Source organism: Streptomyces sp. NPDC002386 (genome assembly GCF_053593175.1).
On the sequence record NZ_JBSFBX010000015.1, the window covers coordinates 1 to 15,088 of the forward strand.

Genomic DNA, 15,088 nt, shown 5'->3' on the forward strand with positions numbered 1-15,088 from the left:
GTAGCCGAAGCCCGGCTCCAGCGGCTCGATCACGAACCGGGAGCGGAATTCGTCGACGACCTCTTCGGTCAACGAGGGACGCTGAGCGATCAGCATGTGTGGATCAGATCCTTCATTCGTGGACGCCCGCTATTTGACGCCCTACGGAAACCGCGCCCGTGGAGAACGCGGGTACTGCAAGGGTACGGGCGGCACGCCCCCTACGGAGCAGTACCGCCCGGACCCTGAAAGCAGCCTGGCCTCAGACGCGGCGGCGCTTCGGCGGGCGGCAGCCGTTGTGCGGGGTCGGGGTGACGTCCTGGATGGAGCCGACCTCGAGGCCCGTGGCCTGCAGGGAGCGGATCGCGGTCTCACGACCGGAGCCCGGGCCCTTGACGAACACGTCGACCTTGCGCATGCCGTGCTCCTGGGCGCGGCGGGCAGCCGACTCGGCGGCCATCTGCGCGGCGAACGGCGTGGACTTCCGGGAGCCCTTGAAGCCGACGTGGCCGGCGGAGGCCCAGGAGATCACGTTGCCGGACGGGTCCGTGATCGAGACGATCGTGTTGTTGAACGTGCTCTTGATGTGCGCGTGGCCGTGAGCGACGTTCTTCTTTTCCTTGCGGCGCACCTTCTTGGCAGCGCCCTGACGACCCTTGGGGGGCATCTACAAACTCCTACGGGGAGGTGGTCGGTCCTACAGCGAAGACCGCTGATGAAGCGTTGTCCGCTGAGGACTACTTCTTGCCCGGCTTCTTCTTGCCGGCGATGGCGCGACGCGGGCCCTTGCGGGTACGAGCGTTCGTGCTGGTGCGCTGACCGCGGACGGGCAGACCGCGACGGTGACGGAGACCCTGGTAGCAACCGATCTCGACCTTGCGGCGGATGTCGGCCTGGATCTCGCGACGGAGGTCACCCTCGGTCTTGATGTTGTTGTCGACGTACTCGCGGATCGCGACCAGCTGCTCTTCGGTCAGGTCACGGACGCGAGTGTTCGGGTCGATACCGGTCTCGGCCAGCGTCTGCTGGGAGAGGGTCCGGCCGATGCCGAACACGTAGGTGAGGGCGACCTCCACGCGCTTTTCGCGCGGGATGTCAACACCGGAAACGCGTGCCATTCAATGGCTCCTGGTGAATCTTCGGAGGTCTTCCGCAGAACCGGCTCCCAGCCCGCCGTACCAGGTACGGACCGGGTCCCCGGCCTCCGAACCGGGGGTGTCGAGCCCCAGGGGGACTCGGGTTCTGCGTATGAACAATTCAGCTTGCGTCGCGCGAATCCCTGCGATGGATGCAGAGGGATCGGTCGTGCGTCAGCCCTGGCGCTGCTTGTGGCGCGGGTTCTCGCAGATGACCATGACCCGACCGTGACGGCGGATCACCCTGCACTTGTCGCAGATCTTCTTGACGCTCGGCTTGACCTTCATTGGTGAGGTTCTCCGGGTCAGTGCCATCGCTCCGGGAGGCCCGAAGCGCGGGCAAGATCTACTTGTACCGGTAGACGATCCGGCCACGCGTCAGGTCGTACGGAGACAGCTCCACCACGACCCGGTCGTCAGGGAGGATACGGATGTAGTGCATACGCATCTTGCCGCTGATGTGTGCCAGAACCTGGTGGCCGTTCTGGAGCTCGACCTTGAACATGGCGTTCGGCAGAGACTCGACGACAGTGCCCTCGATCTCGATGGCACCTTGCTTCTTGGCCACGCTTCGCCCTTCGAATCGACTACCTTGATCGACTCTCTCCTTCACCCCGCGGGGCGACTGGCGAGCGCATGCGGACATGCGGGTGCACGAGAGCCGACGAGTCAGTCTACGTCAGCGCACCCGGAAACACGAATCGAGAGAGTCTGCCCCGTGCCGGTGATCCCTACGCCCGGGGGCCCGGAGGAACCGGCGGCCGTGACTCGGGCCGGCGGATCGGACGGCCGGCGGTCGTGCCCCGGGGCCGCGGTCAGGCCAGCGGGTCGGGCGCGGCCGTGATGCCGAACTCGGCCAGCTTCGCCTTGCCGCCGTCGGGGGCCGTCAGGACCAGCGGACCCTGCTCGGTCAGGGCGACCGAGTGCTCCCAGTGGGAGGACCAGGTGCCGTCCGTGGTGATCACGGTCCAGTCGTCGGAGAGGACCTCCGTACGGGGGGTGCCGAGGGAGACCATGGGCTCGATCGCGAGGCAGAAGCCGGGGACCAGCTTGGGGCCCTTGCCGCGCCGGCGGTCGACGTAGTTCAGCAGGTGCGGGTCCATGTGCATCTCGGTGCCGATGCCGTGGCCGCCGTAGTCCTCGATGATCCCGTACTTGCCGCCGCCCGGCTTCGGCTGGCGGCGGATGTACGTCTCGATGGCGCGGGAGACGTCCACGAGCCGGTTGCCCTGCTTCATGGCCGCGATGCCGGCCCACATCGACTCCTCGGTCACCCGGGAGAGCTCGATCAGCTCCGGGGCGTGACCGGAACCCACGAAGGCCGTGTAGGCGGCGTCACCGTGCCAGCCGTCGATGATCGCGCCGCAGTCGATGGAGATGATGTCGCCGTCCTTGAGGACGACGTCGTCGGAGGGGATGCCGTGGACGACCACGTCGTTCACCGAGGTGCAGATCGTCGCGGGGAAGCCGCCGTAGCCGAGGAAGTTCGACTTCGCGCCGTGCTCGGCGAGCACCTTGCGGGCGACCTCGTCCAGATCCCGGGTGCTGGCACCGGGCACCGCGGCCTCCCGCGTGGCCGCGTGGATGGCGGCGACGACCAGCCCCGCCGCACGCATCTTGGCGATCTGCTCGGGGCTCTTGATCTGCACCATGGGGGCCTGCGCTCTCCGTCACTCACGTCGGCTGGGTTACGTACACAACACTACGGCCGCGACGCCCGTGAGGGCGCCGCGGCCGGAGAGGACCGCGATCTACTTGTTCTCGGCCTTCTCGCGCTTCAGCGCCTCGAGCGCCCGCTCGGTGATCTCGTCCACCGGGCCCAGCGAGGAGATCGTGCGGACCAGGCCCTGCGACTTGTAGTAGTCGATGATCGGCTCGGTCTGCGTGTGGTAGACCTCCAGCCGCGTGCGGACGGTCTCCTCGGAGTCGTCGTCGCGCTGGTACAGCTCACCGCCGCAGACGTCGCAGACGCCCTCCTGCTTGGCCGGGCTGTACGTCACGTGGAAGACGTGGGACGAGTCGTTGCGGCAGATGCGCCGGCCGGCGATCCGCTTGACGACCTCCTCCTCCGGGACCTCGAGGTCCAGGACGGCGTCCAGCTTGATGTTCTCGGACTCCAGCAGCGCGTCCAGCGCCTCGGCCTGCGAGACGTTCCGGGGGAAGCCGTCCAGCAGGAAGCCGGTCTCCGCGTCGGGCTGCTCCATGCGGTCCTTGGCCATCGCGATGGTGACCTCGTCGGGTACGAGGTTCCCCGCGTCCATGTAGGACTTCGCGAGCTTGCCCAGCTCGGTCTGCTGGCTGATGTTGGCGCGGAACAGGTCGCCCGTCGAGATGTGCGGGATGCCCAGCTTCTCGGCGAGTCGGACGGCTTGCGTTCCCTTACCGGCACCCGGCGGCCCGACGAGGACGATACGCATCAGCGGAGGAACCCTTCGTAATTGCGCTGCTGAAGCTGGCTCTCGATCTGCTTCACCGTCTCGAGGCCGACACCCACGATGATGAGGATGCTGGTCCCGCCGAACGGGAAGTTCTGGCTTGCCCCGAAGCCCACCAACGCCATTGTCGGTACGAGAGCGATCAGACCCAGATACAGCGAACCCGGCCAGGTGATCCGGTTGAGCACGTAGCTGAGGTACTCAGCGGTCGGTCGGCCAGCCCGGATGCCCGGGATGAAGCCACCATACTTCTTCATGTTGTCGGCGACTTCCTCGGGGTTGAAGGAGATCGCCACGTAGAAGAACGCGAAGAATACGATGAGCAAGAAGTACGAAGCGATGTAAATCGGGTGGTCGCCCTTGGTCAGGTTCTGCTCGATCCAGGTCTTCCAGCCCGACTTGCCCCCGGCGAACTGAGCGATCAGCGCCGGAATGTAGAGCAGCGACGAGGCGAAGATGACGGGAATCACACCCGCCTGGTTCACCTTGAGCGGGATGTACGTGGACGTACCGCCGTAGGAACGGCGCCCGATCATGCGCTTCGCGTACTGCACCGGGATACGGCGCTGGGCCTGCTCGACGAAGACCACGAGCGCGACCATGACCAGGCCGACGAGGATGACGGTGCTGAACTCGATCCAGCCGCCGGCCAGGGTGCCCTGCTTCTTGATGGCCCACAGCGCGGACGGGAAGGTCGCGGCGATCGAGATGAACATCAGGATCGACATGCCGTTGCCGATGCCGCGGTCGGTGATCAGCTCACCGAGCCACATGACGACGGCCGTACCGGCCGTCATGCAGATGACCATCGTGATGGTGGTGAAGATGGCCTGGTCGGGAACGATCTGGCTGGCCACGGAGCAGCTGCCGAAGAGAGCGCCGCTGCGCGCGGTGGCGACGAGACCGGTGCCCTGCAGGATGGCGAGCGCCACGGTCAGGTAGCGGGTGTACTGCGTGATCTTCGCGGTACCCGCCTGGCCTTCCTTCTTCAGGGCCTCCAGACGCGGAATGACCACGGTCAGCAGCTGCAGAATGATGCTGGCCGTGATGTACGGCATGATGCCGAGCGCGAAGATCGTGATCTGGAGCAGCGCGCCACCGCTGAACATGTTGACGAGACCGAAGAGGCCCTGGTTGCCGGACGCCTCTTTCACACACGTCTGGACGGCCTTGTAGTTGACGCCGGGGATCGGGATGTGGGTACCGACCCGGTAGACCACGATGATTGCCAGCGTGAAGAGCAGCTTCTTGCGCAGGTCGGGCGTCCTGAACGCCCGGGCGAACGCGGTGAGCACGGTGCCTCCTGCGACCCCCGCGCAACTGCGTCAAGGGTGATGGTCTTGAGGTTCGACGAATGAATAACGGTCAACTGCCGCTCAGGGTGCCCCATGGGAGGCACCCAGTGAAAGTGGACAGTGCAGGCCACCTTACCGGCGAGACCACTGCCCTTGGAACGACCAACCGGGGATACCCCTTTTGTGGAGTATCCCCGGTCGGGTCGTTCACGTCATCGAGGAGCCTGAGGGGCTCAGACCAGCTCGGTGACCGTACCGCCGGCGGCGGTGATCTTCTCCTTGGCGGAGCCGGAGACGGCGTCGACCGTCACCTGCAGCGCCACGGAGACCTCGCCCTGGCCGAGGACCTTGACGAGGCTGTTCTTGCGAACGGCACCCTTGGCCACCAGACCCTCGACGGTGACCTCGCCACCCTCGGGGTACAGCGCGGCCAGCTTGTCGAGGTTCACGACCTGGTACTCGGTCTTGAACGGGTTCTTGAAGCCCTTCAGCTTCGGGAGACGCATGTGGAGCGGCATCTGGCCACCCTCGAAGCGCTCCGGAACCTGGTAACGGGCCTTGGTGCCCTTGGTACCACGACCGGCCGTCTTACCCTTCGACGCCTCACCACGACCCACACGGGTCTTGGCGGTCTTGGCGCCCGGGGCGGGACGGAGGTTGTGGATCTTGAGCGGGTTCTGCTCCGCCATGATCAGTCGACCTCCTCGACCGTCACGAGGTGGCGGACGGTGTGCACCATGCCGCGGAACTCGGGGCGGTCCTCCTTGACGACCTGCGTGTTGATGCCCTTGAGACCAAGGGAGCGCAGGGTGTCACGGTGGTTCTGCTTGCTGCCGATGTAGGACTTGACCTGCGTGATCTTGAGCTGCGCCACGATTACGCACCCGCCCCGGCACGCGCACGCAGCAGGGCCGCGGGAGCGACGTCCTCGAGCGGCAGACCACGGCGGGCCGCGACCTCCTCGGGACGCTGCAGGCCCTTGAGGGCCGCCACGGTGGCGTGCACGATGTTGATCGCGTTGTCGGAGCCGAGCGACTTCGACAGGATGTCGTGGATACCGGCGCACTCGAGCACGGCACGCACCGGGCCACCGGCGATAACACCGGTACCGGGGGACGCGGGCTTGAGCAGCACGACGCCGGCAGCCTTCTCACCCTGGATCGGGTGCGGGATGGTGCCCTGGATACGGGGGACCTTGAAGAAGTGCTTCTTGGCCTCCTCAACACCCTTGGCGATGGCGGCCGGCACCTCCTTGGCCTTGCCGTAACCGACACCCACGGTGCCGTCACCATCGCCCACCACGACCAGCGCGGTGAAGCTGAAGCGACGACCACCCTTCACAACCTTGGCGACGCGGTTGATCGCGACGACGCGCTCAACGTACGCGGTCTTCTCGGCGGCAGCAGCGCCGCCGTCACGGCCCTTCCGGTCCCGCCGCTCGCCGCCACCGGCACCGCCACCGCGGCGCTGGGGTCCAGCCATTGGAATTACCTCTCTTCGTTTCCGCTAGCTACGGCAGGCTCAGAACTTGAGCCCGGCTTCGCGGGCGGCGTCCGCCAGGGCGGCGATGCGCCCGGCGTACTGGTTGCCACCACGGTCGAACACGACAGCCTCGACACCGGCGGCCTTGGCACGCTCGGCGACCAGGGCGCCGACCTGCTTGGCCTGCGAGGACTTGTCGCCCTCGCCGCCGCGGACGGACGCGTCCAGGGTGGACGCGGACGCCAGGGTGTGGCCCTTGAGGTCGTCGATCACCTGCGCCACGATGTGGCGGTTGGAGCGGGTCACGACCAGACGCGGACGCTCCGCCGTACCGGAGAGGTTCTTGCGAATCCGGATGTGGCGGCGCTTGATCGCGGCGCGCTTGTAGGCGTCGCCCTTGAGGATCTTCTGTCCGTATGCCATGGCTTACTTACCCGCCTTTCCGACCTTGCGGCGGATGACTTCGCCCTCGTACTTGACGCCCTTGGCCTTGTACGGGTCGGGCTTGCGCAGCTTGCGGATGTTGGCCGCAACCTCGCCGACCTTCTGCTTGTCGATGCCCTCGACCTGGAAGCGGGTCGGGCTCTCCACCTTGAAGGTGATGCCCTCGGGCGCCTCGACGACGATCGGGTGGCTGTAGCCGAGCGCGAACTCGAGGTTCGAGCCCTTGGCCATAACGCGGTAACCGACACCGCTGATCTCGAGCTTCTTCACGTAACCCTGGGTCACGCCGGTGATCATGTTCGCCACCAGCGTGCGGGACAGGCCGTGCAGGGCCTTGTTCTGACGCTCGTCGTTCGGACGGGTGACGTTGAGTACGCCGTCCTCACCCTTGACGATGTCGATCGGCGCGACGACGGTGTGGGTCAGCGTGCCCTTGGGGCCCTTGACCGAGACCGTACGGCCGTCGATGGTGACGTCCACGCCGGCGGGAACCGTGATGGGGAGCTTGCCAATACGCGACATAGCTGTTTCCTCCGTTCCCTTCCGCTACCAGACGTAGGCGAGGACTTCCCCACCCACGCCCTTCTTGCCGGCCTGCTTGTCGGTGAGGAGACCGTGCGACGTGGAGATGATCGCCACGCCCAGGCCGCCGAGCACCTTCGGCAGGTTGGTGGACTTCGCGTAAACCCGGAGACCGGGCTTGGAGATCCGCTTGATGCCCGCGATGGAGCGCTCACGGTTCGGGCCGAACTTCAGCTCGAGAACGAGGTTCTTGCCGACCTCGGCGTCCTCGACCTTCCAGCCCGTGATGAAGCCCTCCTGCTGGAGGATCTCCGCGATGTGAGACTTGATCTTCGATGCCGGCATCGTCACGGAGTCGTGGTATGCCGAGTTCGCGTTCCGCAGACGCGTAAGCATGTCTGCGATCGGATCAGTCATGGTCATGAATTGGCCTTCGGCCTCTCTCGCCGGGGTTTCCTGGTGCGCCATCCCTCTCCCCGATCCGAGACGGGACGGGTGCGGCGCGGTGGACCTACGGCGTAGTAAGTCGTACGGGCGCGGCAGACGCCCAACCCCACAAGCCTAAGGCATGCGGGGAAGGGCTTCTGCCGACCCAGATGCTTACCGAGAGCTTCAGGAATCCCCTATTACAGGGATTACCAGGAGCTCTTGGTCACGCCCGGCAGCTCGCCACGGTGAGCCATCTCACGAAGGCACACGCGGCACAGGCCGAACTTGCGGTACACGGAGTGCGGGCGGCCGCAGCGCTGGCAGCGGGTGTAGCCACGCACACCGAACTTGGGCTTGCGAGCAGCCTTAGCGATCAGAGCCTTCTTCGCCATCTCGCTCACGCCTCCTTGAACGGGAAGCCGAGGTGACGAAGGAGCGCACGGCCCTCAGCGTCGTTGGTCGCCGTGGTCACCACGGTGATGTCCATACCCCGGGTGCGGTCGATCTTGTCCTGGTCGATCTCGTGGAACATGACCTGCTCCGTGAGACCGAAGGTGTAGTTGCCACGGCCGTCGAACTGCTTGGGGGACAGGCCGCGGAAGTCGCGGATGCGCGGCAGCGCGAGCGACAGGGTGCGGTCCAGGAACTCCCACATGCGGTCGCCACGGAGCGTGACGTGGGCACCGATCGGCTGGCCCTCACGCAGCTTGAACTGCGCGATGGACTTGCGGGCCTTGGTGACGGCCGGCTTCTGACCGGTGATGGTGGTCAGGTCGCGGATCGCGCCCTCGATCAGCTTCGAGTCACGGGCGGCGTCGCCGACACCCATGTTGACCACGATCTTGACGAGGCCGGGAACCTGCATGACGTTCTCGTACTTGAACTCGTCACGCAGCTTGCCCGCGATCTCCTCGCGGTACTTCTGCTTCAGACGCGGAGTGGTGGTGGTAGCCATCAGATGTCCTCACCCGTCCGCTTGGCAACGCGGATCTTGTTGCCCTCGTCGTCGAAGCGGTAACCCACGCGCGTCACGACCTTCTGGCCGTCCTTCTCAACGACCAGCTGGACGTTGGAGACGTGGATCGGCGCCTCGGTGGTGACGATGCCGCCGGCCTGCGAACCGCCAGCGGTCGGACCGGCCTTGGTGTGCTTCTTGACCCGGTTGACACCCTCGACCAGGACACGCTCGTCGCGCGGGTAAGCGGCAATGACCTTGCCCTGCTTGCCCTTGTCCTTACCGGTGATGACCTGGACCAGGTCGCCCTTCTTGATCTTCATGCTTACAGCACCTCCGGCGCGAGCGAGATGATCTTCATGAACTTCTTCTCGCGCAGCTCACGGCCGACCGGGCCGAAGATACGGGTGCCACGAGGGTCGCCGTCGTTCTTCAGAATGACGGCGGCGTTCTCGTCGAAGCGGATGTACGAGCCGTCCGGACGACGGCGCTCCTTGACGGTGCGAACGATGACCGCCTTGACGACGTCACCCTTCTTCACGTTGCCGCCGGGGATCGCGTCCTTGACGGTGGCGACGATGACGTCACCGATGCCCGCGTAGCGGCGACCGGAGCCACCGAGCACACGGATGCAAAGGATTTCCTTCGCACCAGTGTTGTCGGCGACGCGCAGTCGCGACTCCTGCTGGATCACGTCTATCTCCTGTTTGTCTGCCGGTTCCCCGGGAGCCGCTCAGCGGAGCGGCTCCCGGAGCCTGGCGGAACTGTCCTGCGAGGGATGCCCCGCAGGAACGTACATGGTGGAATTCCCTTGCGGGAATTACCTACTTGGCCTTCTCGAGGATCTCGACGACGCGCCAGCGCTTCGTCGCGGACAGCGGCCGGGTCTCCATGAGGAGGACGCGGTCGCCGACACCCGCGGCGTTCTGCTCGTCGTGCGCCTTGAGCTTGTTGGTACGGCGGATGACCTTGCCGTACAGCGCGTGCTTGACGCGGTCCTCGACAGCGACGACGACGGTCTTGTCCATCTTGTCGCTGACGACGAGACCCTCACGGGTCTTGCGGAAGCCGCGGGCCTCTGCAGTCTGCTCAGTCACGTTGCTCTCACTCATCAGGCGCTCTCCACCGTCTCGATGCCCAGCTCGCGCTCACGCATCAGGGTGTAGATCCGCGCGATGTCCTTACGGACGGCCTTGAGCCGACCGTGGTTCTCGAGCTGACCGGTCGCCGCCTGGAAGCGGAGATTGAACAGCTCTTCCTTGGCCTCGCGGAGCTTGCCAAGAAGCTCCTCGTTGCCCAGCTCGCGCAGCTCGGACGCCTTGGTACCGGCCGACATCACGCTTCACCTGCCTCGCGCTTGACGATCCGGCACTTCATCGGCAGCTTGTGGGCCGCACGAAGCAGCGCCTCACGGGCGATCTTCTCGTTGGGGTACGACAGCTCGAACATCACGCGTCCGGGCTTGACGTTGGCGATCCACCACTCCGGAGAACCCTTACCGGAACCCATGCGGGTCTCGGCAGGCTTCTTGGTGAGGGGACGGTCCGGGTAGATGTTGATCCAGACCTTGCCACCACGCTTGATGTGACGCGTCATGGCGATACGAGCGGCCTCGATCTGGCGGTTCGTCACATACGCCGGGGTGAGCGCCTGGATGCCGTACTCGCCGAACGCAACCTGCGTGCCGCCCTTGGCAGCGCCGCTGCGCTTCGGGTGGTGCTGCTTGCGGTGCTTGACCCTACGGGGGATCAGCATTTCGGTCAGGCCTCCGTTCCGGTGCTCTCAGCCGGAGCGGCGGCGGGGGCCTCGGCCTTGGGGGCCTCGGCGCCGGCAGCCTGCTGCGGCTTGCGACCGCGCCGCTCGCCACCACGGCCACCACGGGCCGGGCGGTCGGCACCACCACGGGCCGGGCGGTTACCCGCACGGGCCGCAGCGTTCTCGGCGCGGACCTCGGCGATGTTCTTGACATCGCCCTTGTAGATCCAGACCTTCACACCGATGCGGCCGAAGGTCGTCTTGGCCTCGAAGAAGCCGTAGTCCACGTTCGCACGGAGCGTGTGCAGGGGCACGCGGCCCTCGCGGTAGAACTCCGAGCGGGACATCTCGGCGCCGCCGAGGCGGCCGCCGCACTGGATCTTGATGCCCTTGGCGCCGGCCTTCATCGCCGACTGCATGCTCTTACGCATGGCGCGACGGAAGGAGACGCGGGAGGAGAGCTGCTCGGCGACGGCCTGGGCAACCAGCTGAGCGTCGGTCTCGGGGTTCTTGACCTCGAGGATGTTCAGCTGGACCTGCTTGCCCGTGAGCTTCTCGAGGTCACCGCGGATGCGGTCGGCCTCGGCGCCACGGCGGCCGATGACGATGCCCGGACGAGCGGTGTGGATGTCCACACGCACGCGGTCACGGGTGCGCTCGATCTCAACCTTCGAGATGCCGGCGCGCTCCATGCCGGACGTCATCATCCGACGGATGGCGACGTCTTCCTTGACGTAGTCCTTGTACAGCTTGTCGGCGTACCAACGCGACTTGAAGTCGGTCGTGACACCGAGCCGGAACCCATGCGGGTTAACCTTCTGGCCCATTACCGGGTTCCTTCCTTGCTGCTGACGACCACGGTGATGTGGCTGGTCCGCTTGCGGATCCGGTAGGCACGGCCCTGGGCGCGCGGACGGAACCGCTTCAGGGTCGGGCCCTCGTCGACGTACGCCTCGGAGATGAAGAGGCTGTCGGCGTCGGTGTGGTCGTAGTTGTGCGCGGCGTTGGCGATGGCGCTGTCGAGCACCTTGCCGACCGGCACGGAGGCTGCCTGCGGAGCGAATCGCAGAACAGCCTGAGCCTCCGTGGCATCCATGCCACGGATAAGGTCCACCACGCGGCGGGCCTTCATGGGCGTAACGCGGATGTACCGCGCCTGGGCCCTGGCTTCCATGGTTGTCCCTCTCAGTTACTTACGTGTCTGAATGCGATCCGCTGTTAGCGGCGCTTCGACTTCCGGTCGTCCTTGACGTGGCCCCGGAAGGTGCGGGTCGGCGAGAACTCGCCGAGCTTGTGACCGACCATCGACTCGGTGACGAACACCGGGATGTGGGTCTTGCCGTTGTGCACCGCGAGCGTGTGGCCCAGCATGGCCGGGACGATCATGGAGCGACGGGACCAGGTCTTGATGACGTTCTTGGTGCCGGCTTCGTTCTGGGCGTCCACCTTCTTGATCAGGTGGTCGTCGACGAAGGGCCCCTTCTTCAGGCTACGAGGCATCTCAACCCGTCCTTAGCGCTTCTTGTTCGTCTTGCGGCGGCGGACGATGTACTTGTTCGACGCCTTCTTGGGCGAACGAGTACGGCCTTCCTTCTTGCCCCACGGGGACACGGGGTGGCGGCCACCGGAGGTCCGGCCCTCACCACCACCGTGCGGGTGGTCGACCGGGTTCATGACGACACCACGGACGGTCGGGCGAACGCCCAGCCACCGCTTACGGCCGGCCTTGCCCCAGTTGATGTTGCTCTGCTCGGCGTTGCCGACCTCACCGATGGTGGCGCGGCAGCGGACGTCGACCAGGCGGATCTCACCGGACGGCATGCGGAGGTGGGCCATCGAGCCCTCCTTCGCGAGCAGCTGCACGGAGGCACCGGCGGAGCGGGCGAACTTGGCACCGCCACCGGGACGGAGCTCGATCGCGTGGATCGTGGTACCGACCGGGATGTTGCGGAGGGCCAGGTTGTTGCCCGGCTTGATGTCGGCCCCGGGACCGTTCTCGACGCGGTCACCCTGCTGCAGGTTGCGCGGGGCGAGGATGTAGCGCTTCTCGCCGTCGGCGTAGTGCAGCAGCGCGATGCGCGCGGTGCGGTTGGGGTCGTACTCGATGTGCGCGACCTTCGCCGGCACGCCGTCCTTGTCGTGACGACGGAAGTCGATCACACGGTAGGCGCGCTTGTGTCCGCCACCCTGGTGGCGAACGGTCACACGACCGGCGTTGTTACGGCCGCCCTTGCTGTGCAGGGGGCGGACCAGCGACTTCTCCGGCGTGGACCGCGTGACCTCGACGAAGTCGGCGACGCTGGCGCCACGACGGCCCGGCGTAGTCGGCTTGTACTTGCGGATTCCCATTTCTCAGTCCTCGTCCGATATCGGACGATCCGACCCGCTTACGCGGTCGGACCGCCGAAGATGTCGATACGGTCGCCCTCGGCGAGGGTCACGATCGCGCGCTTGGTGGCGGCACGCTGGCCGAAGCCCGTGCGGGTCCGCTTGCGCTTGCCGGCGCGGTTGATCGTGTTGACCCCGGTGACCTTGACGTCGAAGACCGCCTGGACGGCCTGCTTGATCTGGGTCTTGTTGGCGTTCGGGTCGACGATGAACGTGTACTTGTTCTCGTCGATGAGCGCGTAGCTCTTCTCCGAGACGACCGGCTTCAGCAGGACGTCACGGGGGTCCGTGTACGACTTGCTCAGCGGGGTCTCGACGGTGTTCTTGCCCTCGGTGGCGTGGCGCTTCGCCTTGGCGACGCGCGCGGCCTTGGCGGCCTTGGCGGCCTTCGAGGCGATGCTCGGGTGACGCGTAGCCATCAGGCTTCGCTCCCTTCGGTGTCAGCGGCCTTGGGGCCAGACACGAAGGACTCGAAAGCGGCCTGGGTGAAGACCACGTCGTCCGAGACGAGAACGTCGTACGTGTTCAGCTGGCCCGGCTCCAGGATGTGGACCTGGGGCAGGTTGCGGGCGGACAGCCACGCGGCCTCGTCGGCGCGCTCGACGACCAGGAGCAGGTTCTTGCGCTCCGAGATCTTGCCGAACAGGCTCTTGGCGGCCTTCGTGGAGGGGGTCTCGCCCGCGATCACGCCGGAGACGACGTGGATGCGGTTGTGGCGGGCCCGGTCGGTGAGGGCGTGGCGCAGGGCCGCGGCCTTCATCTTCTTCGGGGTCCGCTGCGAGTAGTCACGCGGCTGCGGGCCGTGGACGACGCCACCGCCGGCGAACTGCGGGGCGCGGGTCGAACCCTGACGGGCGCGGCCGGTGCCCTTCTGGCGGTACGGCTTCTTGCCGCCACCACGGACTTCACCGCGACGCTTGGTCTTGTGCGTGCCCTGGCGGGCAGCGGCGTTCTGCGCGACGACGACCTGGTGGATCAGCGGGATGCTGATCTTCTCCACGCCGAAGATCTCCGCGGGGAGCTCGACGCTACCGGTCTTCTCGCCCGCAGGCGAAAGGATGTCAACAGTGCTCATCGGTTACCTCAGGCCCCCTTGGCCGCGGTGCGGACCAGGACGAGGCCGCCGTTCGGACCGGGAACCGCGCCCTTGATGAGCAGCAGACCCTTCTCCGCGTCAACGGCGTGGACGGTCAGGTTCTGGGTGGTGACACGCTCGTTGCCCATGCGACCCGCCATGCGGAGGCCCTTGAACACGCGGCCCGGGGTGGCGCAGCCACCGATGGAACCGGGCGAGCGGTGCTTGCGCTGGGTGCCGTGTCCGGCGCCGAGGCCCTTGAAGTTGTGACGCTTCATGACACCGGCGAAGCCCTTGCCCTTGCTCTTGCCGGTCACGTCCACCTTGACGCCCGCCTCGAAGACCTCCGCGGAGATCTCCTGGCCCAGCGTGTACTCGGAGGCGTCCGCGGTGCGGATCTCGACGAGGTGGCGGCGGGGGGTGACGTCGGCCTTGGCGAAGTGACCCTTGAGGGGCTTGTTCACCTTGCGCGGGTCGATCTCGCCGAAAGCGATCTGGACGGACTCGTAGCCGTCGACATCGTTCGTACGGACCTGGGTGACGACGTTGGGGCCGGCCTTGACGACGGTGACCGGAACAACGCGGTTGTTCTCGTCCCACACCTGCGTCATGCCGAGCTTCTCGCCCAGGATGCCCTTGATCTGCTTAGCCATTCTCAGCTCACCGACCCTCAGAGCTTGATCTCGATGTCGACACCGGCCGGGAGGTCGAGTCGCATCAGAGAGTCAACGGTCTTGGGGGTGGGGTCGAGAATGTCGATCAGGCGCTTGTGCGTGCGCATCTCGAAGTGCTCGCGCGAGTCCTTGTACTTGTGCGGCGACTTGATGACGCAGTACACGTTCTTCTCAGTGGGCAGCGGCACCGGGCCCGCGACCGACGCACCAGTGCGGGTCACCGTCTCGACGATCTTCTTCGCCGAGGAGTCGATGACCTCGTGGTCGTAGGCCTTGAGCCGGATGCGGATCTTCTGTCCCGCCATGGCTACTCAGTAGTCCTGTCTCTTCAACGCTCCGGAACCCGGCGGATTCCTTCTGCTGCCTTCGTTCCTCCGACCCACGCGGTCGGGCGTGTCGCGCTCCCGCTGACACAGATGTCCCTTGTTCGAACATCCCTGCGGGGGAATGCGACGGCCCTTCCGGAACCGCGGACCGGGGACCTCAGGCCCACCGGGCGCCTGGCCGGTGCCGCGCCCA

General features: G+C 66.2%; 28 protein-coding genes. All 28 read right to left on the reverse strand.

What is annotated here, in order from left to right:
* Positions 1-241 precede the first annotated feature (241 nt).
* On the reverse strand, positions 242-646 hold the full coding sequence (rpsK, locus tag ACWCPN_RS26990; RefSeq protein ID WP_003956432.1) for a 30S ribosomal protein S11: 405 nt from the start codon (positions 644-646) through the stop codon (positions 242-244).
* Between the two features lie 70 nt (positions 647-716).
* Positions 717-1,097, reverse strand: coding sequence for a 30S ribosomal protein S13 (rpsM, locus tag ACWCPN_RS26995; RefSeq protein WP_031167100.1), 381 nt, complete (start codon positions 1,095-1,097; stop codon positions 717-719).
* A gap of 192 nt (positions 1,098-1,289) precedes the next feature.
* Positions 1,290-1,403 (reverse strand): 50S ribosomal protein L36, encoded by a 114-nt coding sequence (gene rpmJ / locus ACWCPN_RS27000; RefSeq protein WP_003998809.1) that lies wholly within the window; start codon positions 1,401-1,403, stop codon positions 1,290-1,292.
* A 58-nt stretch (positions 1,404-1,461) separates the two neighbouring features.
* Positions 1,462-1,683: a translation initiation factor IF-1 gene (gene infA / locus ACWCPN_RS27005; protein WP_003948620.1), complete on the reverse strand. Its 222-nt coding sequence runs from the start codon at positions 1,681-1,683 to the stop codon at positions 1,462-1,464.
* A 247-nt stretch (positions 1,684-1,930) separates the two neighbouring features.
* Complete coding sequence (gene map / locus ACWCPN_RS27010; RefSeq protein ID WP_199211610.1) at positions 1,931-2,767, reverse strand: type I methionyl aminopeptidase; 837 nt, start codon at positions 2,765-2,767, stop codon at positions 1,931-1,933.
* Between the two features lie 99 nt (positions 2,768-2,866).
* The gene (locus ACWCPN_RS27015) at positions 2,867-3,532 is read right to left on the reverse strand and encodes an adenylate kinase (protein WP_451211063.1); all 666 of its coding nucleotides are present in this window, start codon (positions 3,530-3,532) and stop codon (positions 2,867-2,869) included.
* Positions 3,532-4,845, reverse strand: coding sequence for a preprotein translocase subunit SecY (gene secY / locus ACWCPN_RS27020; RefSeq protein WP_199211608.1), 1,314 nt, complete (start codon positions 4,843-4,845; stop codon positions 3,532-3,534). The genes ACWCPN_RS27015 and secY overlap by 1 nt, the downstream gene beginning before the upstream one ends.
* A 233-nt stretch (positions 4,846-5,078) precedes the next feature.
* The gene (gene rplO / locus ACWCPN_RS27025; RefSeq protein WP_030745257.1) at positions 5,079-5,534 is read right to left on the reverse strand and encodes a 50S ribosomal protein L15; all 456 of its coding nucleotides are present in this window, start codon (positions 5,532-5,534) and stop codon (positions 5,079-5,081) included.
* Positions 5,535-5,536: 2 nt separating this feature from the next.
* Complete coding sequence (gene rpmD, locus ACWCPN_RS27030) at positions 5,537-5,719, reverse strand: 50S ribosomal protein L30 (RefSeq protein ID WP_003974250.1); 183 nt, start codon at positions 5,717-5,719, stop codon at positions 5,537-5,539.
* Positions 5,720-5,721: 2 nt separating this feature from the next.
* The gene (gene rpsE / locus ACWCPN_RS27035; protein WP_007494753.1) at positions 5,722-6,327 is read right to left on the reverse strand and encodes a 30S ribosomal protein S5; all 606 of its coding nucleotides are present in this window, start codon (positions 6,325-6,327) and stop codon (positions 5,722-5,724) included.
* Positions 6,328-6,366: 39 nt separating this feature from the next.
* A complete protein-coding gene (rplR, locus tag ACWCPN_RS27040) occupies positions 6,367-6,750 on the reverse strand; it encodes a 50S ribosomal protein L18 (protein WP_073901437.1) in 384 nt (127 codons plus the stop codon).
* Positions 6,751-6,753: 3 nt separating this feature from the next.
* Positions 6,754-7,293 (reverse strand): 50S ribosomal protein L6, encoded by a 540-nt coding sequence (gene rplF / locus ACWCPN_RS27045; RefSeq protein ID WP_451211069.1) that lies wholly within the window; start codon positions 7,291-7,293, stop codon positions 6,754-6,756.
* A 24-nt stretch (positions 7,294-7,317) separates the two neighbouring features.
* Complete coding sequence (gene rpsH, locus ACWCPN_RS27050; protein WP_007384075.1) at positions 7,318-7,716, reverse strand: 30S ribosomal protein S8; 399 nt, start codon at positions 7,714-7,716, stop codon at positions 7,318-7,320.
* Positions 7,717-7,928: 212 nt separating this feature from the next.
* Positions 7,929-8,114 (reverse strand): type Z 30S ribosomal protein S14, encoded by a 186-nt coding sequence (locus ACWCPN_RS27055; RefSeq protein WP_003948630.1) that lies wholly within the window; start codon positions 8,112-8,114, stop codon positions 7,929-7,931.
* A gap of 5 nt (positions 8,115-8,119) precedes the next feature.
* A complete protein-coding gene (rplE, locus tag ACWCPN_RS27060) occupies positions 8,120-8,677 on the reverse strand; it encodes a 50S ribosomal protein L5 (RefSeq protein WP_061920719.1) in 558 nt (185 codons plus the stop codon).
* The gene (gene rplX / locus ACWCPN_RS27065; protein WP_351672679.1) at positions 8,677-9,000 is read right to left on the reverse strand and encodes a 50S ribosomal protein L24; all 324 of its coding nucleotides are present in this window, start codon (positions 8,998-9,000) and stop codon (positions 8,677-8,679) included. Before rplX ends, rplE begins: the two co-directional genes overlap by 1 nt.
* Positions 9,001-9,002: 2 nt before the next feature.
* Positions 9,003-9,371 (reverse strand): 50S ribosomal protein L14, encoded by a 369-nt coding sequence (rplN, locus tag ACWCPN_RS27070; protein ID WP_003998823.1) that lies wholly within the window; start codon positions 9,369-9,371, stop codon positions 9,003-9,005.
* Positions 9,372-9,501: 130 nt separating this feature from the next.
* Positions 9,502-9,789: a 30S ribosomal protein S17 gene (gene rpsQ, locus ACWCPN_RS27075; RefSeq protein WP_003992363.1), complete on the reverse strand. Its 288-nt coding sequence runs from the start codon at positions 9,787-9,789 to the stop codon at positions 9,502-9,504.
* A complete protein-coding gene (gene rpmC / locus ACWCPN_RS27080) occupies positions 9,789-10,013 on the reverse strand; it encodes a 50S ribosomal protein L29 (RefSeq protein WP_030174543.1) in 225 nt (74 codons plus the stop codon). Before rpmC ends, rpsQ begins: the two co-directional genes overlap by 1 nt.
* On the reverse strand, positions 10,013-10,432 hold the full coding sequence (gene rplP / locus ACWCPN_RS27085) for a 50S ribosomal protein L16 (RefSeq protein ID WP_143627890.1): 420 nt from the start codon (positions 10,430-10,432) through the stop codon (positions 10,013-10,015). The genes rpmC and rplP overlap by 1 nt, the downstream gene beginning before the upstream one ends.
* A 5-nt stretch (positions 10,433-10,437) precedes the next feature.
* Positions 10,438-11,259 (reverse strand): 30S ribosomal protein S3, encoded by an 822-nt coding sequence (gene rpsC / locus ACWCPN_RS27090; RefSeq protein ID WP_014674374.1) that lies wholly within the window; start codon positions 11,257-11,259, stop codon positions 10,438-10,440.
* Positions 11,259-11,606, reverse strand: coding sequence for a 50S ribosomal protein L22 (gene rplV / locus ACWCPN_RS27095; RefSeq protein ID WP_003974262.1), 348 nt, complete (start codon positions 11,604-11,606; stop codon positions 11,259-11,261). Before rplV ends, rpsC begins: the two co-directional genes overlap by 1 nt.
* Positions 11,607-11,650: 44 nt before the next feature.
* The gene (gene rpsS, locus ACWCPN_RS27100) at positions 11,651-11,932 is read right to left on the reverse strand and encodes a 30S ribosomal protein S19 (protein WP_003992359.1); all 282 of its coding nucleotides are present in this window, start codon (positions 11,930-11,932) and stop codon (positions 11,651-11,653) included.
* A 12-nt stretch (positions 11,933-11,944) separates the two neighbouring features.
* A complete protein-coding gene (rplB, locus tag ACWCPN_RS27105; protein WP_031167077.1) occupies positions 11,945-12,781 on the reverse strand; it encodes a 50S ribosomal protein L2 in 837 nt (278 codons plus the stop codon).
* Between the two features lie 38 nt (positions 12,782-12,819).
* Entirely contained in the window at positions 12,820-13,239 is a 420-nt protein-coding gene (gene rplW, locus ACWCPN_RS27110) for a 50S ribosomal protein L23 (RefSeq protein ID WP_199211605.1), read from the reverse strand.
* The gene (gene rplD, locus ACWCPN_RS27115) at positions 13,239-13,895 is read right to left on the reverse strand and encodes a 50S ribosomal protein L4 (protein WP_365120956.1); all 657 of its coding nucleotides are present in this window, start codon (positions 13,893-13,895) and stop codon (positions 13,239-13,241) included. The genes rplW and rplD overlap by 1 nt, the downstream gene beginning before the upstream one ends.
* 8 nt (positions 13,896-13,903) lie before the next feature.
* Positions 13,904-14,548, reverse strand: coding sequence for a 50S ribosomal protein L3 (gene rplC, locus ACWCPN_RS27120; RefSeq protein WP_005481233.1), 645 nt, complete (start codon positions 14,546-14,548; stop codon positions 13,904-13,906).
* 17 nt (positions 14,549-14,565) lie between these two features.
* Positions 14,566-14,874 (reverse strand): 30S ribosomal protein S10, encoded by a 309-nt coding sequence (rpsJ, locus tag ACWCPN_RS27125; protein ID WP_003948644.1) that lies wholly within the window; start codon positions 14,872-14,874, stop codon positions 14,566-14,568.
* Between the last annotated feature and the right edge of the window lie 214 nt (positions 14,875-15,088).